This window comes from Metapseudomonas resinovorans DSM 21078, from assembly GCF_000423545.1.
In the GTDB taxonomy this organism is placed as follows: Bacteria; Pseudomonadota; Gammaproteobacteria; order Pseudomonadales; family Pseudomonadaceae; genus Metapseudomonas; species Metapseudomonas resinovorans.
Window position 1 is genome coordinate 22735 of record NZ_AUIE01000028.1, and the last position, 21737, is coordinate 44471.

A 21737-nucleotide genomic window follows, 5' to 3' on the forward strand; every position below is an offset into this window, starting at 1 on the left:
CACTCCATGGGTATTTTCGACTGGAAACACTGGCTGGTCATTCTCATCGTCGTCGTCCTGGTATTCGGCACCAAGCGCCTGAAGACCCTTGGTTCCGACGTCGGCGACGCCATCAAGGGCTTCCGCAAGGCGATGAACACCGAAGAAGAAGGTGCCAAGCCCGAGCAACCCGCCGCGCAGCAATCCAACACCCCGCTGAACCAGCCGCACACCATCGACGGCCAGGCGCAGAAGGTGCAGGACCCGGTGACCCGCAAGGACTGATGCCCCATGTTCGGTATCAGCTTTGGTGAACTGCTGCTGATTGGCCTGATCGCCCTCCTGGTGCTCGGGCCTGAACGGCTGCCCGGCGCGGCACGCACCGCCGGCCTGTGGATCGGACGCCTGAAACGCAGCTTCAATGCGATCAAGACCGAGGTCGAACGCGAAATCGGCGCCGACGAGATCCGTCGCCAGCTGCATAACGAACACATCATGGCGCTGGAGAAGCAGATCAAGGAGAGCATTGTGCCTCCGACCGCCGAATCCCTGCTTTCCGAAGCCGAGCCTGAAAGCGACGCTGCGCCCCCCGCTCCCGCGAACCCCGCAGCACCGGCAGCGCAAGCAGTACCGGCAACAGCGGCGCCAGCTCCAGCTCCAGCGACGACTGCAGCAGCGGCAGCGGCGGCTCCGGCTCCGGCTCCGGCCACACCGAACCAGCCCGGCGCGGGCACGCCCGCCCAGGCGCCCAACGCCACGTCGGCTCCCCAGCCACAGGCCCCCATCGAACCGCAGCAGCCGTCCCGCATCCCATGAGCGACCAGAAGCCGGAACAAGACCAGGAAATGCCCCTGGTCTCGCACCTCACCGAACTGCGTACGCGCCTGTTGCGCTGCGTGGCGGCGATCTTCCTGATCTTCGCCGGCCTGTTCTACTTCGCCCAGAAGATCTACACCCTGGTATCCGCGCCCCTGCGCCAGTACCTGCCGGAAGGCGCGACCATGATCGCCACCGACGTGGCTTCGCCCTTCCTCACGCCATTCAAACTGACCATGATGGTGGCGCTTTTCCTCGCCATGCCGGTCATCCTGCACCAGGTCTGGGGCTTCATCGCACCCGGCCTGTACAAGCACGAGAAGCGCATTGCCCTGCCGCTGCTGGTGTCGAGCATCGTCCTCTTCTACGCCGGCATGGCTTTCGCCTACTTCCTGGTGTTCCCGCTGATCTTCCACTTCTTCGCCAGCGTGACCCCGGAAGGCGTGTCGATGATGACCGACATCAGCAGCTACCTCGACTTCGTGATGACGCTGTTCTTCGCCTTCGGCGTGGCCTTCGAGATTCCCGTGGCGGTGATCCTGCTGATCTGGGTCGGCATCGTCGACGTTGCCTACCTCAAGCGTATCCGCCCCTATGTGATCATTGGCTGCTTCGTCGTGGGCATGATCCTGACCCCGCCAGACATCTTCTCGCAGACCCTGCTGGCCGTGCCCATGTGGCTGCTGTTCGAAGTCGGCGTGTTCTTTGGCGGCATGATCCGCAAGCGCGGCGACCATCCGGATGACGGCGCCGAAGAACCCGAAGACGGCGACCAACCGCCTGCTACCCACCCGTGAATCTGCTTCTACTCGAAGACGCCGACTTCATCGCGGCGGACCGTGCGCACCTGGAAGGCCGGCGCCTGAAGCACCTCCATGAGGTGCACCGCGCCGAGGCTGGCGACAGCCTGCGAGTTGGCCGCCTTGGCGGACAAATGGGCCAGGGCCACCTGCTGCGCCTGGAAGCCGACTGTGCGGAGTTGGAAGTCAGCTTCGACCAGCCGCCTCCTGCGAAGCTGCCCATCACCCTGCTGCTGGCGCTGCCACGGCCAAAGATGCTCCGCCGCGTGTTCCAGACCGTCGCCGCCATGGGCGTGCCGCGCCTGGTGCTATTGAACAGCTACCGCGTGGAGAAGAGTTTCTGGCAAACCCCCTTCCTCGAACCGGCCGCCATCCGTGAGCAGTTGATCCTGGGGCTGGAACAGGCGCGGGATACCGTCCTGCCCGAGGTAATCATCGAGAAGCGCTTCAAGCCCTTCGTCGAGGACCGCCTGCCGCAACTCGCCGCCAACACCCTGGGTCTTGTGGGCCATCCTGGCGACTACCCACCCTGCCCGCGCGCGGTTAGCCAGCCCATCACCCTGGCCATTGGCCCGGAAGGCGGCTGGATTCCCTATGAAGTGGAGAAACTGCGCGAGGCCGGCCTGCAGCCGGTGCAACTCGGCGAGCGCATCCTGCGCGTCGAGACAGCGGTCACCGCATTGCTCGCCCGGCTTTTCTGAGGCAGGCTGACGGCATCCTTTCGACATCGAGATTGAGCCATGCGCCCGCTGACCATCGACCTCGACCAACTCGCCTTCGCCCTCAACACCGCCGGCCTCGACCATTACCTGGACCTGCTAAGCGGCAAGGTGCTGCTGATCCCCGAAGAAGACGCCGACCCCGAACTCGAAGCCTTGCTGCGCGACGAACCGGAGCGTTTCCTGCTGGTGGAGCCGCTCGGCCATGGCGATGAGCTGGCGTTGATGCAGGAATTCCTCAGCGAAGTGGTCCATCCCCATGCCTTCGCCGCCCTGCAGCAGGCCCTCGCGGGCCGCAAGCCGGTACGCACCTTTCGCCACGTGCTGATGGAGTACCCGGTACTGCTGGAAGCCTGGCACCAGTTCGAAGCCGCCCGCCTGCGCGAGCTGGCCCAGGACTGGCTGGAAGAGAACGAGCTGAGCCCGGCCACGCCGCTGCATTGAGGGTGCCCCTCCCATTATGGGAGCGAACTCATTCGCGAAAGGCTACGCCTACCCTCACCCCGGCCCTCTCCCGGAGGGAGAGGGGGCTGTCTGTGCCGGTGCCTGGCACAGCGCACTTTCTGTAGGGGCGAGTTCATTCGCCAAGGGCCGCACAGCGGCCCAAAGCAATCCGATCAGAGCACCTGCCGCAGGAAGCTCTGTGCGCGCGGGTCCTGGGGCTTCTCGAAGAACTGCGCGGGGGGCGCATCTTCCAGCAGCTTGCCGTGATCGAAGAACAGCACCCGGTCGGCAACCTCGCGGGCGAAGCCCATTTCGTGGGTCACGCAGACCATGGTCATGCCTTCCTGGGCGAGCTGCTTCATCACGTCCAGCACTTCGCCGACCATTTCCGGGTCCAGTGCCGAAGTGGGCTCGTCGAACAGCATCACCTTGGGCTCCATGCACAGGGCGCGGGCGATGGCCACGCGTTGCTGCTGGCCGCCGGAGAGGCGCGACGGGTACTCGTTGGCCTTCTGCCCGATGCCCACCTTTGCCAGCAGCGCCTGAGCCTTGGCCTCGCGCTCGGCCTTGCCACGCTTGCGCACGACTTTCTGCGCCAGACAGAGGTTTTCCAGCACGGTCATGTGCGGGAACAGGTTGAAGTGCTGGAACACCATGCCCACCTCGCGGCGGTAGGCGTTCACGTCGGTTTTCGGGTTGGCGAGGTCGACGCCGTCGATGCTCACCGAACCGGAATCCAGCTCTTCCAGGCCGTTCAGGCAGCGCAGGAAGGTGGATTTACCCGAGCCCGAGGGGCCGATCACCACCACGACCTCACCACGCTTCACCTGCGTGGTGACGTTATCCACAGCCCGCACTTCATGGCCGCGGGCATCGAAGACTTTCACCAGATTGCGGACTTCAATCACTTTTCCCGAGCCTCCGCTCCAGGCGGCTGGCGATTTGCGACAGCGGCAGGTTGATGACGAGGTAGAGGGCTGCGACGCAGAACCAGATCTCGAAGGTGGAGAAGGACGTGGTGATCGCTTCGCGGCCACTCTTGGTGAGTTCGGTGATGGCGATCACCGAAACCAGCGAGGTGTCCTTCACCAGGCTGATGAACTGCCCGGCCAGCGGTGGCAACACGCGCTTGAAGGCCTGCGGCAGGATCACATGACGCATGGACTGGCCTGCGGTCAGGCCAAGGGAGCGCGCCGCCTCGTTCTGGCCACGGGCGATGGACTGCACCCCGGCGCGGACGATCTCGCCCACATAGGCGCCAGTGAACAGCGCCAGCGCGGCCACCCCGGCGAACTCGCGGGAGAGGTTCAACACGGTGCCGATGAAGAAGTAGAAGATGAAGATCTGCACCAGCAGCGGCGTACCACGCACCAGCTCGACATAGACGGTGGACAGGTCGCGCAGCGTGGGGTTGTTCGACAAGCGGCAGAGGCCGGTGAACAGGCCGATGGCCAGGCCGAACACACCAGAGGCCACGGAAATCCACAGGGTGGTCCAGAGCCCCCAGAGCAGCGGTCCGGCAGCCCAGTGGCGTGTCACGCCAATCAGGTCGCCTTCGGAAACATCGTCGCCCTGACTCACCTGCAGGCTGTCGCGGGCCACTTCCAGTACCTGTTCCTCACCGCCCTCGGCGGTCAGGGTCACACGGGCGTTGTCGCCGGCATCGGCAATAGCGCTGACGGTGCCGTAGTCGGCTGCGCGCTGACCTTCCTCTGCCTGGTAGGCGAAGTACTGGGGCACGCGATTCCAGCGCCATTCGTAGGAAATCAGTGAGGTGGAGTACCAGAGGCCCCAGCCCGTCACGACCAGGATCAGACCGGTCAGGACGTGCCAGGGCCAGGTGCGGCGATGTTTGCTAGTCACGGGAAATCTCGCTCATGGCGGGGTACAAAAGGCAGGCCCGGCCTTGTGGGCCGGGCCTGTCGAAGCCAGCGTCAGCCGACTTATTCCATCTCTTTCAGCCAGTCGGTCTTCTTGAACCACTTGGCATGGATGCGATCGTAGGTGCCGTCATGGCGGATCTGGTGCATCCAGTTGTTGATCCAGTTGATGCTGTCGTAGTCACCCTTCTTCAGGCCGAAGGCCAGGGGCTCGAAGGTGAAGGGCTCTTCCAGGAACACCAGCTTGCCGGCGCCGGCCTTGTTCACCGCCACCACGTTGTACGGGGCGTCGTAGATGAAGGCGTCCGCCTTGCCGTTGACCACGTCCATCACCGCTTCCTGCTCGTTGTCGAAGCCGTGGTACTGGGCCTTGGCAATCAACTTCTTGGCGACCATTTCGCCGGTGGTGCCGATCTTGGACGTGATGCGGTACTTGGCATCGTTCAGGTCCTTGTAGGACTTGATGTCGCCTTGCAGCTCCTTGCGGATCAGCAGGGTCTGGCCGACCACGATGAAGGGCTCGGAGAAGTTGATGCGCAGGTTGCGCTCCTGGGTCAGGGTCATGCCGGAACCGATCATGTCGAACTTGTCGGTCAGCAGGGCCGGGATGATGCCGTCGTAGCTGGTGGATACCAGCTCCAGCTTGACGCCCATGGCCTTGGACATGGCTTTGAGCAGGTCGACTTCGAAGCCGATGATCTCACCACGCTTGTTGGTCATTTCGAAGGGCATGTAGGTCGGGTCCATGCCGACGCGCAGGGTGCCGCGCTTGACTGCATCATCGACCATGCCAGCGTGGGCCAGACCAGTCAGGGCGCTGGCGGCGAACAGCAGTGACGCGAGAAACTTTTTCATTCTTTCTCCTAATGGGGCAGCTCGTTGTTGTTGTGCAGCCCACGAACGACGGGGCATGGCGCGCATGCTAAACGGCATCTACGTGGATGGCGAGTCACGGGAAGCAGATATCGGGCCAGCTCAGCTTTCGAGCAGGAAAGTCACCGGCCCGTCGTTGACCAGATGGACCTGCATGTTGGCGCCGAAGCGGCCGGTGGCCACCTGCGGATGCTTGAGCCGCGCCTGCTGCACCAGATAGTCGAACAGTTCCTCGCCGCGTGCCGGTGCGGCAGCGGTGGAGAAACTCGGGCGCAGCCCGCTCCTGGTATCGGCGGCCAGGGTGAACTGGGAGACCAGCAGCAGGCCGCCGCCAACCGCGCCGAGAGACAGATTCATCTTGCCCTCGGCATCGGCAAACACGCGGTAGTTGACCAGCTTGTGCAGCAGCTTGTCGGCGCTGGCTTCGGTGTCCTGGGGCTCGACGCCCACCAGCACCAGCAGCCCTTGGTCGATGGCGCCGACCACGTCCCCTTCGACCTCTACACGGGCGGCACTGACCCGTTGCAGCAGCGCCTTCATCAGGCGTCTTCGTCCTGCGGCATGTCCAGCAGGCGGCGAGCCATCTGGTTCGACGCACGCACCAAGGCGTCGGTGATGCCAGCCTCGGACGCGGCATGACCCGCGTCACGGACAATCTGCAATTCGCTGTTGGGCCAGGCTTTGTGCAGCGCCCAGGCATTGTCCAGCGGGCAGATGGCGTCATAGCGGCCATGCACGATCACGCCCGGCAGATGGGCGATGCGCGGCATGTCGCGGAGCAATTGATTGGGCTCGAGGAAGGCGTTGTTGACGAAGTAATGGCACTCGATGCGGGCGATGGACAGGGCGCGCATCGGCTCGCTGAAGCGTTCCACCACCGGTGCACTCGGGCGCAGGGTGGCCGTGCGGCCTTCCCAGGTCGACCAGGCCTTGGCGGCGTGCATCTGGGCGATCTGGTCCGGGCCGGTCAGGCGTTTGTGGAAGGCCTGCATCAGGTTGCCGTGCTCCTCGGCCGGAATCGGCGCCAGGTAGTCCTCCCAATAGTCCGGGAACAGGCGGCTACAGCCTTCCTGGTAGAACCAGTGGAAGTCCTCCGGGCGGCACAGGAAGATGCCCCGCAGGATCAGGCCGAGCACGCGCTCCGGGTGCGCCTGGGCGTAGGCCAGGGACAGGGTGGAACCCCAGGAGCCACCGAACAGTACCCACTTGTCGATGCCCAGATGCTGGCGGATGCGCTCGAGGTCGGCCACCAGGTCCCAGGTGGTGTTCTTCTCCAGGTTCGCGTGGGGCGTGGAGCGGCCACAGCCACGCTGGTCGAAGGTGACGATGCGGTACAGGTTCGGATCGAAGAAGCGCCGGCTCAGCGCATCGCAACCGGCCCCCGGCCCACCGTGGATGAACACTACCGGCAGGCCCTCCGGCGTGCCGCTCTCGTCCACATAGAGCACGTGTGGCGCATCCACCGCCAGATCGTGCCGGGCGTAGGGTTTTATCTCCGGATACAAAGTCTGCATGCTGGGCTCCCGAAACTGTGCGTAAGGTCGACCCCTGGGCGAGTCCGGCCTTCTAATCTGCCGGGCATCATAACGAGGAAAAAGGAGTTCAGCATGCTACTCAGGAAGTTCGCGCTGCCGACGCTCTGCGTTCTGGCAATCCTAGCCGGTTGTGGCCGAAACGACCCGGCCGCGGAGCTGGATGCGGCGGTGCAACAACTACAGGACAACCTCGAAGCGAAGAAAACCAGCGCGGTACTGGAGCAGTTGCACCCGCAGTTCATCGCCCAGCAGCAGAACGACCGCGACTGGGCCAAGCGCACCATGACCCTGCTGTTCATGCGCCACAAGAACGTCAGCGTGCTCGCCCTCAGCAAGGCCAGCCGGCTCGACCCGACCTACCACGAGAAAGGCTACACCGAGGCCCAGGTGGCCCTCACCGGCGCCGAAGGGCTGATTCCCGACAGTGCCCGCCACTACGGGGTGAAGCTGGAGTGGTGGCTGGACGATGGCCAGTGGAAGCTCGCCCGGCTGGACTGGCAATGAGCGCGCCGCTCACCCATCGCATCCGCGCCGCCGGCCTGCTGGTAGAGGACGGTCGCATCCTGCTGGTCAAGCACGTGGTGGGCGACGACACCTACTGGATCCCGCCGGGCGGCGGCTTCGAGTCCCAGAGCGACGAATCCACCCGCGACACCGTAAGTCGAGAGTTCAGGGAGGAAACCGGACTGGACGTGGCGGTCGGACCGCTGGTCTACGTCCGCGAATTCGCCGAACCGGCCCTGGGCCGCTTCCACATGGAACTGTTCTACCGGATCGACGCCTGGCGCGGCGAACTCAGCCTGGCCAACCTCAATGGCCTGGGCGGCGACGAGTTCGAGATTCGCGAACTGGGCTGGGTCAGCCGCGAGGAACTCGCCGCCCTGCCCTTCTACCCGGCGGAGCTGCTGGATGATGTGTGGGAGCGGGTGGCCGCCGAGGAAGTGGTGATCCGCCACCTCGGCCTGCAGCGCTAGCGCGAGACCAGCGTCGGGCGGAGTGAAGTGCCGCCCGACTACCGGCGAAGGCGCCAAGCAACAAGGGTCATAGAGCCGTTAGCTATGACAGCAATCAGCTCTTGGTCTGGTTTGCCGGCGCCATGGCACTAAGTTTGGGAGTTTGGGGGCATTCATCTTCACGAGGACAGCCACCATGGACCCAAACCTGCTGGAGGTCGACTACCTGGTGATCGGCGCCGGCGCTGCGGCAATGGCATTCGTCGACACCCTGCTCAGCGAATCTGACGCCACCGTGCTGATGGTGGACCGGCACGCCCAGCCCGGCGGCCACTGGAACGATGCCTATCCATTCGTGCGCCTGCACCAGCCCTCGGCCTGCTACGGGGTCAACTCCCGCGAACTCGGCAGTGGCAGGAAGGACGCCTCCGCACTGGGCAATGGCCTGTACGAACTGGCTTCCGGCACGGAGATTCTCAGCTACTACGAGCAGGTGATGAATCAGCAGTTCCTGCTGTCGGGGCGCGTGCGCTACTACCCCATGTGCGACTACATCGGTGACCGCGCGTCCGACCATCGCTTCATCTCCCTGCTCAGTGGCCGGGAGTACCGGGTACAGGTGCGGCGCAAACTGGTGGATGCCACTCACGCCCGGACCCAGGTGCCCTCCACCCACCCCCCGAAATACCGGGTCGCCAGTGGGGTGGCTTGCGTGCCCCCGAATGACCTGCCGCGAATCGGCCAGCCGTGCCCGGCCTATGTGGTGGTTGGCTCGGGCAAGACCGGCATCGATACCTGCGTGTGGCTGCTGCAGAACGGCGTGGCGCCGGAATCGATCTACTGGATCATGCCCAAGGACGCCTGGCTGGTGGACCGCGCAAACATTCAGCCCGGCCTGGAGTATTTCGAACAAGTGGTCCAGGGCGTCGCGGCACAGTACGACGCCATCGCCGACGCCACGTCCCTGCCCGACCTGTTCGGCCGGCTGGAGCAGTCTGGCCAGCTCCTGCGCATCGACCCTGCCGTCACGCCGACGGCCTATCGCGGGGCGACCGTATCGCAAGCAGAACTGGGCGCCCTGCGCGGCATTCGGCACAAGGTGCGCCTGGGTCATGTGCAAGCGATAGAGCCGGGACGAATCGAGCTCGAGCGGGGCACCCTCGACGTGCCCCCCGGCGCCTTGCATGTGGACTGCAGTGCAAAGGGCCTCGACGGCTGGGACCCGGTGCGGGTATTCGACGCCGAGCGGATCAACCTGACCCTGGTCAGCAACAACCAGCCGGTCTTCTCCGCAGCGCTGATCGCTTATGTCGAATGCCACTTGGCGGACGACCACGAGAAGAACGCCTGTTGCGGACCGGTTCCCGCCCCCCGATTACCCGAAGACTGGATCAGGATCTGGGCGAGTTATATGAACAACTTCGTGCGCTGGCGTGCTGATCCGGGATTGACCCAGTGGCTGGGGAAGTCACGCCTGTTTCTGATGACCACCGTCATGCGCGATCTGCGTCCGGAAGACACGGAACGACATGCCCTGCTCCATAAGCTGGCGAATGCCCGGCAGCGCGGAGTGGAAAACCTGCCGCGGCTGATGGCGATGCTCACCTGAGCACGGGACGCGAACATGACCACTCCGCAGCTGGAAACCCTCAGCGTCAATGGCATCCGCATGCAGGTCGCCATGCAGGGTGCCGGGCCACTCGTGCTGCTGTGCCATGGGTTTCCGGAGCTCTGGTACTCCTGGCGGCACCAGCTCGACGCGCTCTCGACCGCCGGATTCCGGGTCGTCGCCCCGGACATGCGCGGCTACGGCGGGACCGACGCGCCGCTGCAGGTGGAGGCTTACACCCGGCTGCATCTGATCGGGGACATGGTGGACCTGGTCCGGGTGCTGGGGGAAAGACAGGCGGTGATTGCCGGCCACGACTGGGGGGCAATGGTGGCCTGGGGCGCTGCGCTGACCAGACCGGACCTGTTTCGCGCCGTCATCGGCATGAGCGTGCCCTTCGCGCCACCTGACCCCACGGATGTCCTGAAAGCGCTGGAGGACCTAGGTATCCATGACTATTACCTGCAGTACTTCCAGGTGCCTGGTGTGGCGGAAGCCGAGCTGGAGCGGGATACCGAAGCGACCATCAGGCGGCTGCTCCATTGCGGCTCCGGGGATTGGCGCGGTGTGCCAGCCTTTGGCCGCCTCCCCGGGCAGGGCTTCCTCGACCACATGGAAGCCCCCAGGCGGCTGCCGACCTGGCTAACCGAAGACGACATCGCACACTACACGGGGGAATTCCGCCGCACCGGCTTTCGCGGCGGGCTCAACTGGTACCGGACCATGCGGCTCTCCGCTGAACTGATGGCGCCCTGGCGCGGTTGCATCGTCCGGCAGCCGTCGCTGTTCATCGCCGGGGCCCGGGACTCCGTACTCGGATTCCCGATGATCCCCCAGCTGATCGCTGCCTTCCCGAAAACACTGCCCGGGCTGCGCGGGTGCCACATGCTCGAGGGAGCCGGGCACTGGATACAGCAGGAGCGAGCCACGGAAGTCAGCAGGCTGATGCTGGAGTTCCTCCGCACCCTTTAAACCGGCATGGGTGACGGGATCACTTCCCGCGTGCACATCGGCTCGGCCAGGTCACCTGCCGTAGCGCTGATGCCCCCACGCCAACATCGCCTGCAACAGCTTGCGCAGCACGGCCTGGGTCGGCACAGCCAGGTCTTCGCGGTAGTCGAAGGGCACCTGCTCGTCCATGTAGGTGCATTGGGCCAGTTCCAGCTGCACCGCGTGGATGTGCTGGTCGGGCTGGCCGTAGTGGCGGGTGATGTGGCCGCCCTTGAAGCGCCCATTCAGCACATGGCTGTAGTCCTGCGCATCGGCGCAAACCGCCACCAGCGCCTCGGCCAGGGTCGAATCGCAACTGGCACCGGCGTTGGTGCCGAGGTTGAAGTCGGGCAGCCGACCATCGAACAGGCGCGGGACGAAAGAGCGGATGGAGTGGGCGTCGAATAGCAGCGCGTAACCGAACTCGGCTTTCATGCGCGCCAGCTCATCACGGAGGGTCTGGTGGTAGGGCATCCAGATTTCCGCCAGATAACGCGCACGCTCCGCCGCGGTGGGCTCTTCGCCCTCGCGGTAGAGCGGCTCGCCATCGAACAGGGTGGCCGGATAGAGGCCGGTGGTGGCCGTGGCATAGAGCGGCGTGTCATCGGCCGGGCGATTGAGGTCGATGACATAGCGCGAATACTGCGCCGCCAGCGTGCTCGCGCCCAGCTCGGCAGCGAAGTCATACAGGCGCGGAATGTGCCAGTCGGTATCGGTAAGGTCCCAGCCGGCCTCCACCATGCCGGCCTCCACCGCCGGGGTCAGGTGGATGCCGGGGTGCGGCATGCTGATCAGCAACGGCGCGCTGCCGCGGCTGAAGCTCAGAACGTTATCCACAGTCGATCTCCTGTCCGTGTCGAATCACCCGCTTGGGCAGGTCGCCGCCCAGCCAATAGGCGAGTTCCGCTGGGCGCTCGATGTCCCAGGCGATGAAGTCGGCCACCTTGCCCACTTCCAGGCTGCCGTGACTGTCGGCCAGCCCCAGGGCCTTGGCCGCGTGCAGGGTGGCGCCGGCAAGCGCCTCTTCCGGGGTCAGGCGGAACGAGGTGCAGGCCATGTTCAGCATCATCCGCAGCGACAGCGCCGGGGAGGTGCCAGGGTTGAGGTCGGTGGACACCGCCATGGCGACGCCGTGCTTGCGCAGTGCGTCGATGGGCGGCAGCTGGGTTTCCCGCAGCAGGTAGAAGGCGCCTGGCAGCAGCACGGCGACCGTTCCGGCCGCCGCCATCGCAATGGCGTCGTCCTCGGTCATGTACTCCAGGTGGTCCGCCGATAGCGCCTGGTAGCGCGCGGCCAGGGCGGAGCCATGCAGGGACGAGAGCTGCTCGGCATGCAGCTTCACCGGCAGGCCCAGCTCACGGGCCACCTTGAATACCCGCTCCACCTGGGCCGGGGAAAAGGCCAGGTGTTCGCAGAAGGCATCCACCGCATCCACCAGCCCTTCACCGGCCAGGGTCGGCAGCATCTCGTTGCAGATGTGGCCGATGTAATCGTCGGCACGACCGGCATACTCCGGCGGCAAGGCGTGGGCCGCCAGGCAGGTGGCGCGCACGGTCATCGGCAGGGTCTCGCCCAGGCGCCGGGCGACCCGCAGCATCTTGCGCTCGCTGGCCAGGTCCAGGCCGTAGCCGGACTTCACTTCCAGGGTGGTAACGCCGTCGCGCAGCAGCTTTCGGGCGCGACGGGTAGCGCTTTCCAGCAGCTCGTCCTCACTGGCCTCGCGGGTGGCGCGCACGGTGCTGGCGATGCCGCCGCCCTGGGCGGCAATCTCGGCGTAGCTGACGCCTTCCAGGCGCTGCTCGAACTCGCGGCTGCGATCCCCACCGAAGACCAGGTGGGTGTGGCAATCGATCAGCCCCGGGGTGACCCAGGCGCCGTTGAGATCGACTTCCACGTCATAGGGAATCGCCGGCAGTGCCTCGCGCGGGCCGATCCACTCGATGCGCCCGGCATAGGTGACCAGCACCGCGTCTTCGATGATCGCGTACTTGCCGTCCTTCATGGTCGCGGCATGGCAGTTCTGCCAGAGGTGTTTCATTGCAGTCCTCCGGTGCGAGCGGCGATCCCTTCCAGCGCGGCACCGTCGCGCAACAGGTCGGCGGCACGGGCGATGTCCGGCGCCAGCCAACGGTCCTGGTCATAGGCGGGCACACGCTCGCGCAGGGTTTCCCAGGCGGCAGCGGTGCCGGCACCAAAGCTCCTGGGCTTGTGGAACTCAAAGGCCTGGGCGGCCAACAAGTATTCGATCGCGAGAATACGGCCGCAGTTCTCCAGCGCCCGGCCCAATTTGAGGGCTGCACTGGTACCCAGGCTCAGGTGGTCTTCCTGCAGCCCGGAGGTGACGAAGTTATCCACAACCGCGGGTTGCGCCAGCTGGCGGTTCTCGCCCACCAGGGCGGCAGCCACGTATTGGGCGATCATCATTCCCGAGTTGACCCCGGGCTGGCTCACCAAGAAGGCCGGCAGGCCACTGACCAGCGGGTTGACCAGCCGATCCAGGCGCCGTTCGGCGATACCGCCCAGCTCGGCCACGGCGATGGCCAGCAGGTCCGCCGCCATGGCGACCGATTCGCCGTGGGGGTTGGCCTGGGACACCACCTTGTAGGCGTCCGGCGTGCCCAGCAGCAGCGGGTTGTCGTTGGCCGCGGACAGTTCGGTGTCGACCTGGCGCGCAGCGTGGGCCAGTTGGTCACGGCAGGCGCCATGCACCTGCGGGATGGAACGGATGCTCAGGGCGTCCTGGGTGCGGACGCCGCGGCTTTCGGCGACCACCTCGCTGCCCGCGAGCAGGGCCAGCAGGTTGGCGCCCACCGTCTGCATGCCCGGGTGTGGCTTGAGGGCGATGATGTCCGGGTCGAAGGCGGCGATCTGCCCGCGCAGGGCTTCGAAACTCATGGCGCCGATCACGTCGGCCCAGCGCATCAGGCGTTCGGCGTCGTCCAGGGCGAGGCAGGTCAGGCCGGTCATGCAGGGCAGGCCATTGACCAGGCAGAGCCCATCCTTGGCGCCTAGGCGCACGGGCTCCAGGCCTTCAGCGGCCAGGGCCTCGACGGCAGGCACCACCTGGCCGCGATAGCTCACCTCGCCAACGCCGAGCAGGGCGATGCCGACATGGGCCATGTGGGTCAGGTAGCCCACGGAACCCTGGGACGGCACCCGCGGGGTGATGCCACGATTCAGCAGGGCCAGCAGCGCCTCCACCACCTGCCGCTGCAGGCCGGAGTGGCCGTGGCTGTAGTTGGCGATGGCGCAGCAGATGATGGCGCGCGTCTGCTCGTCTGCCAGGACCGGACCAACGCCGCAGGCGTGGCTGAGCAGCGTGTTACGTGACAGCGCGGCGAATTGTTCGGCGTTCAGCACAATGTCGCTCAGGGCGCCGAGGCCGGTGCTGATCCCGTAGGCGCGTTCGCCCCGTTCGACGATACGTTCGACGATGCCACGGGCATTCTCGATGCGCGCCCAGGCTGCCGGGGTCAGCTCCAGGCGGGCGCCGTGACGGGCCACCGCCACCACCTGGCGCCAGTTCAGCGGTGAATCGCCCAGCAGGACTTTCTCGGGTAACGACATTCGGATGTTCCTTACAGATTGGCCACGCGGCGCTGGACGAAGCGGTCGACGTAATCGTCCGCGGGCTGGTGGAGGATTTCACGCGGCGTACCGACCTGGATCAGTTGGCCGTCCTTGAGGATGGCGATGCGATTGCCGATGCGCACAGCTTCGTCCAGGTCATGGGTGATGAAGACGATGGTCTTCTGCAGGGTCTTCTGCAGCTCCAGCAACTGCTCCTGCATGTCGGCGCGGATCAGCGGGTCGAGGGCGCTGAAGGCTTCGTCCATGAGGATGATGTCGGTGTCGGAGGCCAATGCACGAGCCAGGCCGACGCGTTGGCGCATGCCACCGGAAAGCTGGTGCGGGTAGGACTTCTCGTAGCCTTTCAGGCCCACGGTGGTGATCCAGTGCTGGGCACGCTCCAGGCAGTATTCCTTGGTCTCGCCGCGCACCTTGAGGCCGTAGGCGACGTTGTCGATCACCGACTTGTGCGGCAGCAGGCCGAAGCTCTGGAACACCATGCTGATCTTCTTGCGGCGGAATTCGCGCAACTGCTCCATGTCGTAGCGCAGGATGTCCTCGCCATCGACCAGGATCTGCCCGCTGGTGGGGTCGATCAGGCGGTTGAAGTGGCGCACCAGGGTGGACTTGCCGGAGCCGGACAGGCCCATGATCACGAAGATCTCGCCCGCGCCGATGGACAGCGACAAGTCGTTGACCCCGACCACGCAACCCGTGTTTTCCAGCACATCGGCCTTGCTCTTGCCTTGCTGGATCAGTGCCAGGGCCTCCTCGGCGCGCTGGCCGAAGATCTTGAATACGTTCTTGACGACGATCTTGCTCATGTTCTCGCCACTCATTTGCTGACTGCGTGCCGCGAACGGCCGTAAGCCTGGGTGATGCGGTCGAAGACCACAGCCAGGATGACGATGGCCAGGCCTGCTTCGAGGCCCTTGCCGACGTTGAGCGTCTGGATGCCCACCAGGACGTCTTCACCGAGGCCACGGGCGCCGATCATCGAGGCGATCACCACCATCGACAGGGCCATCATGGTGGTCTGGTTGATACCGGCCATGATGCTCGGCATGGCCAGCGGCAGCTGCACGCCGAACAGTTGCTGCCAGCGGTTGGCGCCAAAGGCGTTGATGGCTTCCATCACTTCTCCGTCAACCTGGCGGATGCCGAGATCGGTCAGACGGATAAGCGGCGGCGCGGCGTAGATCACGGTGGCGAAAATGGCTGGCACCTTGCCCAGGCCGAAGAGCATCAGCACCGGGATCAGGTACACGAAGCTGGGCATGGTCTGCATGATGTCCAGCAGCGGCATCAGCACGGCGCGCAGGCGGTCGCTACGGGCCGCAAGGATGCCCAGGGGGATGCCGATCAATACCGAGATGAAGGTGGCCACCAGCATCAGCGCCACGGTCTGCATCAGTTTGTCCCAGAGCCCCACCGCACCGACCAGGAACAGCAGGCCGGTGATCACCACCGTCGGCAGGATGCGCCGGGTGGCATGCCAGGTGATGCCGGCGACTATCGCCAGTACCAGCCACCAGGGCGTGGCGCGCAGGGTGCCTTCCAGATAGACGATGGCCCAGAGCAGGGTGTCGGAGATGTGGCGGAACACATCGCCGTAGTTGGTCACCAGGCTGTCTACCCAGCCATTGACCCAATCAGCGATGGAGAAGGTGAAGCGTTCGGGGAACATAGCTCGCTCCGGTCATGTGGGGGGCCTTCTCCACCCTGGGAGAAGGCCGGGATCAGTAGTGCCCAGCGGCCTCAGAGAGCGGCTTCGATTTTCTTCGCCGCATCCTCGCTGACCCAGGCGTGCCACACCTCCGGGTGCTCCTTGAGGAAGAGCTTGGCCAGGTCCGCCGAGTCCATTTTCTCCTTCGCCATCTTGGCCAGGTTCTGGTTCAGCAGGTCGATCGGCAGGTTGACCTTGGTCAGCACCGCCACCAGCTCCGGGGCCTCGTCGTGGAAGGTCTTGGACAGGCCGACCTGGATGGTCACGCTCTTGTCCACGCCGGCCTTCTCTTCCAGCTTGACCAGGTCGGCCTGGCCCATCAGCGGCGTCGGCGACCAGTAATAGAAAAGAATAGGCTCGCCACGGCGATAGCTCGACAACACGGCGGCATCCAGGGCCGGGCCGGTGCCGGGACGGAAGTTGGTGAACTTCTCTTCCAGGCCGTAGCTCTTGAGCATTTCGCTGTTGTCCAGCTCACAGGTCCAGCCGGCCGGGCAGTTGTAGAAACGGCCCTTGCCCGGCTCTTCCGGGTCACGGAACAGCTCGGCGTACTGGCCGAGGTCGGCGATGGCTTTCAGCTGCGGTGCCTTGGGTTCGAGGCCACGCTTGGCGTCACCCTCGATCACGTAGCGCGGCACGTACCAGCCTTCGGTGGCGCCGACGATCGGTGCGCCCACGCCCACCACCTTGCCGGCGGCAGCGGCCTTGTTCCAGGCATCGCTACGGCCGACCCATTCCTCGGCGAACACCTGGATATCGTTGTTGCCCAGGGCCTGCTCCATGGTGATGGAGTTGCCCGGCAGGCTGTCGGTCTCGCAGCCGTAGCCGTTCTTCAGCACGAACTGCAGGAGGTCGGTGAGCAGCATGCCGCTCTCCCAGTTGAGCCCGGCGAACTTCACGGCCTTGCCGGATTCGCACCAGCCCTCCGCCTGGGCGGAAGCTGCCCCGGCCAGCAGGCCAGCGGCACACATCAGACTCAACACTCGCTTCTTGAATTGCATGTTCCGACGCTCCTGAAACTTGGAATGGAATGAGGCAGTTCGTTCATCGACAGGAGCCGGTCGTGCCGGCTCCCGGTGCCAGTAACTGGCAATTGTTGTTTTAAGAACCGGCCACGACTCGTGATCGCCCCGGATAACTCGCGCAGCGGCGAGGTGCCTGAGCCAGGCTGGAACGCATGCGTCCCAACCTCCGGCTCCTTGCTTCAGGTTCACAAGCTCGGCAGCAGCTTCGCCGGCATCAGGCTGTTCAGGCAGCCGCTGGCCAGCAGGTTGCTGGCGGTTTCGATGTCCGGGGCGAAGAAGCGGTCTTCCTGGTAGTAGGCCACCTGGGCGCGCAGCAGGCCTCGGGCTTCTTCCAGCTTCGGCGAGCTCTTCAGGCCGGTGCGGAAATCCAGGCCCTGGCAGGCGCCCAGCCATTCGATGGCGAGGATGCCGCGCACGTTCTCGGCCATGGCCCAGAGGCGTTTGCCGGCGTTCGGCGCCATCGACACGTGGTCTTCCTGGTTGGCGGAAGTGGGCAGGCTGTCGACGCTGGCCGGGTGAGCCAGGGCCTTGTTGTCGCTGGCCAGGGCGGCTGCGGTGACCTGGGCGATCATGAAGCCGGAGTTGACCCCGCCGTTTTCCACCAGGAAGGGCGGCAACTGCGACATGTGCATATCCATCATCAGCGAGATGCGACGCTCGGACAGCGAGCCAATTTCGGCGATGGCCAGCGCCAGGTTGTCAGCGGCCATGGCCACCGGCTCGGCGTGGAAGTTGCCCCCGGAGATCACGTCACCCTCTTCGGCGAACACCAGCGGGTTGTCGGAGACTGCGTTGGATTCGATCTCCAGCACCTCGGCGGCCTGGCGCAGTTGCGTCAGGCAGGCGCCCATGACCTGCGGCTGGCAGCGCAGGGAGTACGGGTCCTGCACCTTGTCGCACTTCTCGTGGGAGCGGGCGATTTCGCTGCTGGCGGTGAGCAGGTCACGGTAGGCGGCTGCTACATCGATCTGGCCACGCTGGCCACGGGCGGCATGGATGCGCGGATCGAAGGGGGCGCGGGAGCCAAGCATGGCCTCGACGCTGAGGCCGCCGCAGACGGTGGCGCCCGCGAACAGGTCCTCGGCCTCGAACAGGCCACGCAGGGCATAGGCGGTGGACACCTGGGTGCCGTTGAGCAGGGCCAGGCCCTCCTTGGCGGCCAGGGTCAGCGGCTCCAGGCCGGCAACCGCCAGGGCTTCGGTGGCCGGCAGCCATTGGCCTTTGTAGCGCGCCTTGCTCTCGCCGAGCAGGATCAGGGACATGTGCGCCAGGGGCGCCAGGTCGCCGGACGCGCCCACCGAGCCTTTCAGCGGAATGTGCGGGTAGACCTCGGCATTGATCAGTGCGACCAGGGCGTCGATCACCTTGCGGCGGATACCGGAGAAACCACGTGCCAGGCTGTTCACCTTGAGCAGCATGATCAGACGCACCATGGCATCGTCCAGCGGCTCGCCAACACCGGCGGCGTGGGACAGCACCAGCGAGCGCTGCAGCTTTTCCAGGTCGGCCGGGGCGATGCGGGTCGAGGCCAGCAGGCCAAATCCGGTGTTGATGCCGTAGGCGGTGCGGCCTTCAGCGACGATGCTCTCGACGCAGGCGACACTGGCGTCGATGGCCTTTCCGGCGCTGGCGTCCAGGGTCACATGCACGGGCGCGTGGAAGACCTGGCGCAGCTGCGCCAGGGTCAGGGTTCCGGGTTTCAGGTTCAGCGCGTTCACGCTCATTCTCCTTTGCCGATCATGGGCAGGTTCAGGCCCTGCTCACGTGCGCAATCAATGGCGATCTGGTAGCCCGCATCGGCATGGCGCATCACGCCGGTGCCTGGGTCGTTGGTCAGTACGCGAGCGATGCGTGCAGCGGCTTCGTCGGTACCGTCGCAGACAATCACCATGCCCGAATGCTGGGAGAAGCCCATGCCCACGCCGCCGCCATGGTGCAGGGACACCCAGGTCGCGCCGCTGGCGGTGTTCAGCAGGGCGTTGAGCAGCGGCCAGTCGGAGACGGCGTCGGAACCGTCCTGCATGGCTTCGGTTTCGCGGTTCGGGCTGGAGACCGAGCCGGAGTCCAGGTGGTCGCGGCCGATGACGATGGGCGCCGACAGCTCGCCGCTGCGCACCATTTCGTTGAAGGCCAGGCCGAGCTTGGCGCGCAGGCCCAGGCCAACCCAGCAGATTCGTGCCGGCAGGCCCTGGAAGCTGATGCGCTCGCGGGCCATGTCCAGCCAGCGGTGCAGGTGAGCGTCGTCTGGAATCAGTTCCTTGACCTTGGCGTCGGTCTTGTAGATGTCCTGCGGATCACCGGACAGCGCGGCCCAGCGGAACGGACCGATACCGCGGCAGAACAGCGGACGGATGTAGGCCGGAACGAAGCCGGGGAAGTCGAAGGCGTTGGCCACGCCCTCTTCCTTGGCCATCTGGCGGATGTTGTTGCCGTAGTCGAAGGTGGGCACGCCCATCTTCTGGAAGTCCAGCATGGCTTGTACGTGGACGGCCATGGACTGTTTGGCAGCCTTGACCACCGCAGCCGGGTCGCTCTTCGCGCGGTCGCGGTACTGCTCCCAGCTCCAGCCGATCGGCAGGTAACCATTGAGCGGGTCGTGGGCGCTGGTCTGGTCGGTGACCATGTCCGGGCGTACGCCGCGGCGGACCAGTTCCGGCAGGATCTCGGCGGCGTTACCCAGCAGGGCGATGGAGATCGCCTTGCCTTCGGCGGTGTACTTGGCGATGCGTGCCAGGGCGTCGTCCAGGTCCTTGGCCTGCTCGTCGACGTAGCGGCTGCGCAGGCGGAAGTCGATGCTGGTCTGCTGGCATTCGATGTTCAGCGAGCAGGCGCCGGCCAGGGTCGCGGCCAGGGGCTGGGCGCCACCCATGCCGCCGAGGCCAGCGGTGAGCACCCAGCGCCCGGTGAGGTTGCCGTCGTAGTGCTGACGACCCGCCTCGACGAAGGTTTCATAGGTGCCCTGGACGATGCCCTGGCTACCGATATAGATCCAGCTGCCGGCGGTCATCTGGCCGTACATGGCCAGGCCCTTGGCATCCAGTTCATTGAAGTGTTCCCAGGTGGCCCAGTGGGGTACCAGGTTGGAGTTGGCAATCAGCACGCGCGGGGCATTGGCGTGGGTCTTGAACACGCCGACCGGCTTGCCGGATTGCACCAGCAGGGTCTCGTCTTCATTCAGCGCTTTCAGGGTCTCGACGATCTTGTCGTAGCACTCCCAGTTGCGCGCAGCCCGACCGATGCCGCCGTAGACCACCAGTTCCTTCGGATTCTCCGCCACCTCGGGGTCGAGGTTGTTCATCAGCATGCGCAGCGGCGCTTCGGTCAGCCAGCTCTTGGCGTTCAGCTTGGTGCCACGTGGGGCGCGGATTTCGGTGTCACGGAATTTGGTCATGGCAGACTCCTCATTAAAGGGTAGTAGCGGGGGCGGCGATCAGAGCCAGCCCATGAATTGGGCCAGGTAAGCCAGCGGGATGCTGAACACCAGGCTGAGAATGGTGCGCTGCAGCCAGACCACCAGCAGGTCGCGCAGGCTCAGCGGAATCCGCGTGGCGAGCACGCAGGGAATCGAAGCAGAGAGGAACAGCACGCTGCTGACCGAAACGATGGCGGCAACAAACTTGACCACGACGTCGGCATCTTTCAGCAGCATGGCGGGCAGGAACATTTCGGCCAGGCCGGCGGAGATCGCGCGGGCCACTTCCATAGGCTCGTTCAGGCCGAACAGCCAGGTGACCGGGTAGAGCAGGACACCGACGGCGTCGAACAGCGGGGTGTATTTGGCCGCCAGCAGGCCCAGCAGGCCGACAGCAAGGATGCTCGGCAGGATCGCGGCGGTCATGCGCAAGCCATCGACGAAGGTTTCCCGCAGCGAGACCGCAAGGGGCGGCGCGACGCTCGCCTGCTCCATGCCGGCCTGCCAGGCGCTGCGCAGGCGGCCCACACCAGGCTGCAGCTGCGGTTCGGGAATGGGCTCGGACGGCAAGCGGGAAAGCGGATAGATGCGCGCGCTGACGGCAGTCACGGCGAAGGTCACGGCCATGGCACCCCAGAAATACAGGTTCCACTGGTCCATCAGACCCAGGGTCTTGGCGATGATCACCATGAAGGGGGCGGAAACCGTGGAGAAGCCGGTGGCGATGATGGCCGCTTCACGCACGTTGTAGTGGCCCTGCTGGTACATGCGGTCAGTGATCAGCAGGCCGACGGAGTAGCTGCCAACGAAGGAGGCGACGGCATCGATCGCCGATTTGCCCGGCGTGCGCCAGATCGGCCGCATCACCGGCTGCATCAGCACACCGATCAATTCCAGCAGGCCGAAACCGATCAGGAACACCAGCGACAGCGCGCCCAACGGCACGATCAGGGCCAGGCTGAGCACCAGCTTGTCGAACAGGAAGGGCAGCATCCCAGGCTGATAGATGGCTGCCGGGCCGAACTGGAACAGGTAGGCCACGCCGATCAGCAGGCCAATCACCTTCAGCACGCTGAACACGAGCCGCGTCGTGCCGTTGCGCCAACTGCCGCTGTACCAGGGCTCGATCGCGCCAAACAGCATGAACAGCAGCGCAAGACCGATCACCACGGGCCGCGCATGCGTCTGCAGCGCCGTGGCGGCGTGGTCCAGCAGGATGGTCGAACGGCCGGCGATCTCGAACGGCACGAAGAACAGGACCAACCCGATCAGGCTATAGCCCAGCAACCGGGCCAAGGCATATCCGCGGGAGGAGGCGAGGGTTGGCGATAGCTCTTCGGGCATCTTTATTCTCCGTTGGCGATAGAGGGCGGGGTGAATGTCTGAACACATCTCTACTTGTACAT

23 protein-coding genes are annotated in these 21737 nt (G+C 65.3%); 9 read left to right on the forward strand and 14 right to left on the reverse strand.

Annotated elements, in window-relative coordinates; translation table 11 throughout:
* Positions 1-6 precede the first annotated feature (6 nt).
* From G559_RS0119290 to G559_RS0119310, 5 genes are read left to right on the forward strand one after another with little or no spacing between them, the layout of a single operon-like run.
* On the forward strand, positions 7-264 hold the full coding sequence (locus G559_RS0119290; protein ID WP_028629820.1) for a twin-arginine translocase TatA/TatE family subunit: 258 nt from the start codon (positions 7-9) through the stop codon (positions 262-264).
* 6 nt (positions 265-270) lie between these two features.
* A complete protein-coding gene (gene tatB, locus G559_RS0119295) occupies positions 271-795 on the forward strand; it encodes a Sec-independent protein translocase protein TatB (protein WP_028629821.1) in 525 nt (174 codons plus the stop codon).
* Positions 792-1592, forward strand: coding sequence for a twin-arginine translocase subunit TatC (tatC, locus tag G559_RS0119300; protein ID WP_028629822.1), 801 nt, complete (start codon positions 792-794; stop codon positions 1590-1592). Before tatB ends, tatC begins: the two co-directional genes overlap by 4 nt.
* Positions 1589-2296: a 16S rRNA (uracil(1498)-N(3))-methyltransferase gene (locus G559_RS0119305; protein ID WP_028629823.1), complete on the forward strand. Its 708-nt coding sequence runs from the start codon at positions 1589-1591 to the stop codon at positions 2294-2296. The genes tatC and G559_RS0119305 overlap by 4 nt, the downstream gene beginning before the upstream one ends.
* A 39-nt stretch (positions 2297-2335) precedes the next feature.
* Positions 2336-2758 carry a UPF0158 family protein gene (locus tag G559_RS0119310; RefSeq protein ID WP_028629824.1) on the forward strand — a complete coding sequence of 141 codons (423 nt, stop codon included), beginning with the start codon at positions 2336-2338 and terminating at the stop codon, positions 2756-2758.
* A 173-nt stretch (positions 2759-2931) separates the two neighbouring features.
* Here G559_RS0119310 and G559_RS0119315 read toward each other — a convergent pair whose 3' ends face one another.
* From G559_RS0119315 to pip, 5 genes are all read right to left on the reverse strand, one after another.
* Positions 2932-3666 (reverse strand): amino acid ABC transporter ATP-binding protein, encoded by a 735-nt coding sequence (locus G559_RS0119315; RefSeq protein WP_028629825.1) that lies wholly within the window; start codon positions 3664-3666, stop codon positions 2932-2934.
* On the reverse strand, positions 3659-4621 hold the full coding sequence (locus G559_RS0119320) for an amino acid ABC transporter permease (protein WP_028629826.1): 963 nt from the start codon (positions 4619-4621) through the stop codon (positions 3659-3661). Before G559_RS0119320 ends, G559_RS0119315 begins: the two co-directional genes overlap by 8 nt.
* An 80-nt stretch (positions 4622-4701) precedes the next feature.
* Entirely contained in the window at positions 4702-5493 is a 792-nt protein-coding gene (locus tag G559_RS0119325) for a transporter substrate-binding domain-containing protein (protein WP_028629827.1), read from the reverse strand.
* 120 nt (positions 5494-5613) lie between these two features.
* Positions 5614-6051, reverse strand: coding sequence for a D-aminoacyl-tRNA deacylase (gene dtd / locus G559_RS0119330; RefSeq protein WP_028629828.1), 438 nt, complete (start codon positions 6049-6051; stop codon positions 5614-5616).
* On the reverse strand, positions 6051-7025 hold the full coding sequence (gene pip, locus G559_RS0119335; protein WP_028629829.1) for a prolyl aminopeptidase: 975 nt from the start codon (positions 7023-7025) through the stop codon (positions 6051-6053). The genes dtd and pip overlap by 1 nt, the downstream gene beginning before the upstream one ends.
* A gap of 93 nt (positions 7026-7118) precedes the next feature.
* Between pip and G559_RS0119340 the strand changes: the two genes are divergently transcribed.
* The 4 genes from G559_RS0119340 to G559_RS0119355 all read left to right on the forward strand — a co-directional run bounded on the left by G559_RS0119340 (position 7119) and on the right by G559_RS0119355 (position 10580).
* Entirely contained in the window at positions 7119-7550 is a 432-nt protein-coding gene (locus G559_RS0119340; protein ID WP_028629830.1) for a hypothetical protein, read from the forward strand.
* Positions 7547-8020, forward strand: coding sequence for an NUDIX domain-containing protein (locus G559_RS0119345; RefSeq protein WP_028629831.1), 474 nt, complete (start codon positions 7547-7549; stop codon positions 8018-8020). Before G559_RS0119340 ends, G559_RS0119345 begins: the two co-directional genes overlap by 4 nt.
* Positions 8021-8195: 175 nt before the next feature.
* The gene (locus tag G559_RS0119350; RefSeq protein ID WP_028629832.1) at positions 8196-9608 is read left to right on the forward strand and encodes an NAD(P)/FAD-dependent oxidoreductase; all 1413 of its coding nucleotides are present in this window, start codon (positions 8196-8198) and stop codon (positions 9606-9608) included.
* A gap of 15 nt (positions 9609-9623) precedes the next feature.
* Positions 9624-10580, forward strand: coding sequence for an alpha/beta fold hydrolase (locus tag G559_RS0119355; protein WP_028629833.1), 957 nt, complete (start codon positions 9624-9626; stop codon positions 10578-10580).
* A 51-nt stretch (positions 10581-10631) separates the two neighbouring features.
* On the opposite strand, the gene hutG is transcribed toward G559_RS0119355, so the two are convergent.
* From hutG to G559_RS0119400, 9 genes are all read right to left on the reverse strand, one after another.
* On the reverse strand, positions 10632-11435 hold the full coding sequence (gene hutG / locus G559_RS0119360) for an N-formylglutamate deformylase (protein ID WP_028629834.1): 804 nt from the start codon (positions 11433-11435) through the stop codon (positions 10632-10634).
* Positions 11428-12636 carry an imidazolonepropionase gene (gene hutI / locus G559_RS0119365; protein ID WP_028629835.1) on the reverse strand — a complete coding sequence of 403 codons (1209 nt, stop codon included), beginning with the start codon at positions 12634-12636 and terminating at the stop codon, positions 11428-11430. The genes hutG and hutI overlap by 8 nt, the downstream gene beginning before the upstream one ends.
* Positions 12633-14165, reverse strand: a complete 1533-nt coding sequence (gene hutH, locus G559_RS0119370) for a histidine ammonia-lyase (RefSeq protein ID WP_028629836.1) — start codon at positions 14163-14165, stop codon at positions 12633-12635. The genes hutI and hutH (G559_RS0119370) overlap by 4 nt, the downstream gene beginning before the upstream one ends.
* 11 nt (positions 14166-14176) lie before the next feature.
* Complete coding sequence (locus G559_RS29105) at positions 14177-15007, reverse strand: quaternary amine ABC transporter ATP-binding protein (RefSeq protein WP_081668116.1); 831 nt, start codon at positions 15005-15007, stop codon at positions 14177-14179.
* Positions 15004-15855, reverse strand: a complete 852-nt coding sequence (locus G559_RS0119380; RefSeq protein ID WP_028629837.1) for an ABC transporter permease — start codon at positions 15853-15855, stop codon at positions 15004-15006. The genes G559_RS29105 and G559_RS0119380 overlap by 4 nt, the downstream gene beginning before the upstream one ends.
* 71 nt (positions 15856-15926) lie before the next feature.
* A complete protein-coding gene (locus tag G559_RS0119385; RefSeq protein ID WP_028629838.1) occupies positions 15927-16895 on the reverse strand; it encodes an ABC transporter substrate-binding protein in 969 nt (322 codons plus the stop codon).
* A 209-nt stretch (positions 16896-17104) separates the two neighbouring features.
* Entirely contained in the window at positions 17105-18643 is a 1539-nt protein-coding gene (gene hutH / locus G559_RS0119390; RefSeq protein ID WP_036997587.1) for a histidine ammonia-lyase, read from the reverse strand.
* On the reverse strand, positions 18640-20310 hold the full coding sequence (gene hutU, locus G559_RS0119395) for a urocanate hydratase (protein ID WP_028629840.1): 1671 nt from the start codon (positions 20308-20310) through the stop codon (positions 18640-18642). The genes hutH (G559_RS0119390) and hutU overlap by 4 nt, the downstream gene beginning before the upstream one ends.
* A 39-nt stretch (positions 20311-20349) precedes the next feature.
* Entirely contained in the window at positions 20350-21675 is a 1326-nt protein-coding gene (locus tag G559_RS0119400; RefSeq protein WP_028629841.1) for a YjiH family protein, read from the reverse strand.
* Positions 21676-21737: the final 62 nt, after the last annotated feature.

What these genes read in the sequence shown, in the direction of transcription:
- G559_RS0119290 (WP_028629820.1), top strand. Translation starts at nt 7, where the DNA reads ATGGGTATTTTCGACTGGAAACACTGGCTGGTCATTCTCATCGTCGTC.
- tatB (WP_028629821.1), top strand. Translation starts at nt 271, where the DNA reads ATGTTCGGTATCAGCTTTGGTGAACTGCTGCTGATTGGCCTGATCGCC.
- tatC (WP_028629822.1), top strand. Translation starts at nt 792, where the DNA reads ATGAGCGACCAGAAGCCGGAACAAGACCAGGAAATGCCCCTGGTCTCG.
- G559_RS0119310 (WP_028629824.1), top strand. Translation starts at nt 2,336, where the DNA reads ATGCGCCCGCTGACCATCGACCTCGACCAACTCGCCTTCGCCCTCAAC.
- G559_RS0119325 (WP_028629827.1), bottom strand. Translation starts at nt 5,493, where the DNA reads ATGAAAAAGTTTCTCGCGTCACTGCTGTTCGCCGCCAGCGCCCTGACT.
- dtd (WP_028629828.1), bottom strand. Translation starts at nt 6,051, where the DNA reads ATGAAGGCGCTGCTGCAACGGGTCAGTGCCGCCCGTGTAGAGGTCGAA.
- pip (WP_028629829.1), bottom strand. Translation starts at nt 7,025, where the DNA reads ATGCAGACTTTGTATCCGGAGATAAAACCCTACGCCCGGCACGATCTG.
- G559_RS0119340 (WP_028629830.1), top strand. Translation starts at nt 7,119, where the DNA reads ATGCTACTCAGGAAGTTCGCGCTGCCGACGCTCTGCGTTCTGGCAATC.
- G559_RS0119345 (WP_028629831.1), top strand. Translation starts at nt 7,547, where the DNA reads ATGAGCGCGCCGCTCACCCATCGCATCCGCGCCGCCGGCCTGCTGGTA.
- G559_RS0119350 (WP_028629832.1), top strand. Translation starts at nt 8,196, where the DNA reads ATGGACCCAAACCTGCTGGAGGTCGACTACCTGGTGATCGGCGCCGGC.
- G559_RS0119355 (WP_028629833.1), top strand. Translation starts at nt 9,624, where the DNA reads ATGACCACTCCGCAGCTGGAAACCCTCAGCGTCAATGGCATCCGCATG.
- hutI (WP_028629835.1), bottom strand. Translation starts at nt 12,636, where the DNA reads ATGAAACACCTCTGGCAGAACTGCCATGCCGCGACCATGAAGGACGGC.
- hutH (WP_028629836.1), bottom strand. Translation starts at nt 14,165, where the DNA reads ATGTCGTTACCCGAGAAAGTCCTGCTGGGCGATTCACCGCTGAACTGG.
- G559_RS29105 (WP_081668116.1), bottom strand. Translation starts at nt 15,007, where the DNA reads ATGAGTGGCGAGAACATGAGCAAGATCGTCGTCAAGAACGTATTCAAG.
- G559_RS0119380 (WP_028629837.1), bottom strand. Translation starts at nt 15,855, where the DNA reads ATGTTCCCCGAACGCTTCACCTTCTCCATCGCTGATTGGGTCAATGGC.
- G559_RS0119385 (WP_028629838.1), bottom strand. Translation starts at nt 16,895, where the DNA reads ATGCAATTCAAGAAGCGAGTGTTGAGTCTGATGTGTGCCGCTGGCCTG.
- hutH (WP_036997587.1), bottom strand. Translation starts at nt 18,643, where the DNA reads ATGAGCGTGAACGCGCTGAACCTGAAACCCGGAACCCTGACCCTGGCG.
- hutU (WP_028629840.1), bottom strand. Translation starts at nt 20,310, where the DNA reads ATGACCAAATTCCGTGACACCGAAATCCGCGCCCCACGTGGCACCAAG.
- G559_RS0119400 (WP_028629841.1), bottom strand. Translation starts at nt 21,675, where the DNA reads ATGCCCGAAGAGCTATCGCCAACCCTCGCCTCCTCCCGCGGATATGCC.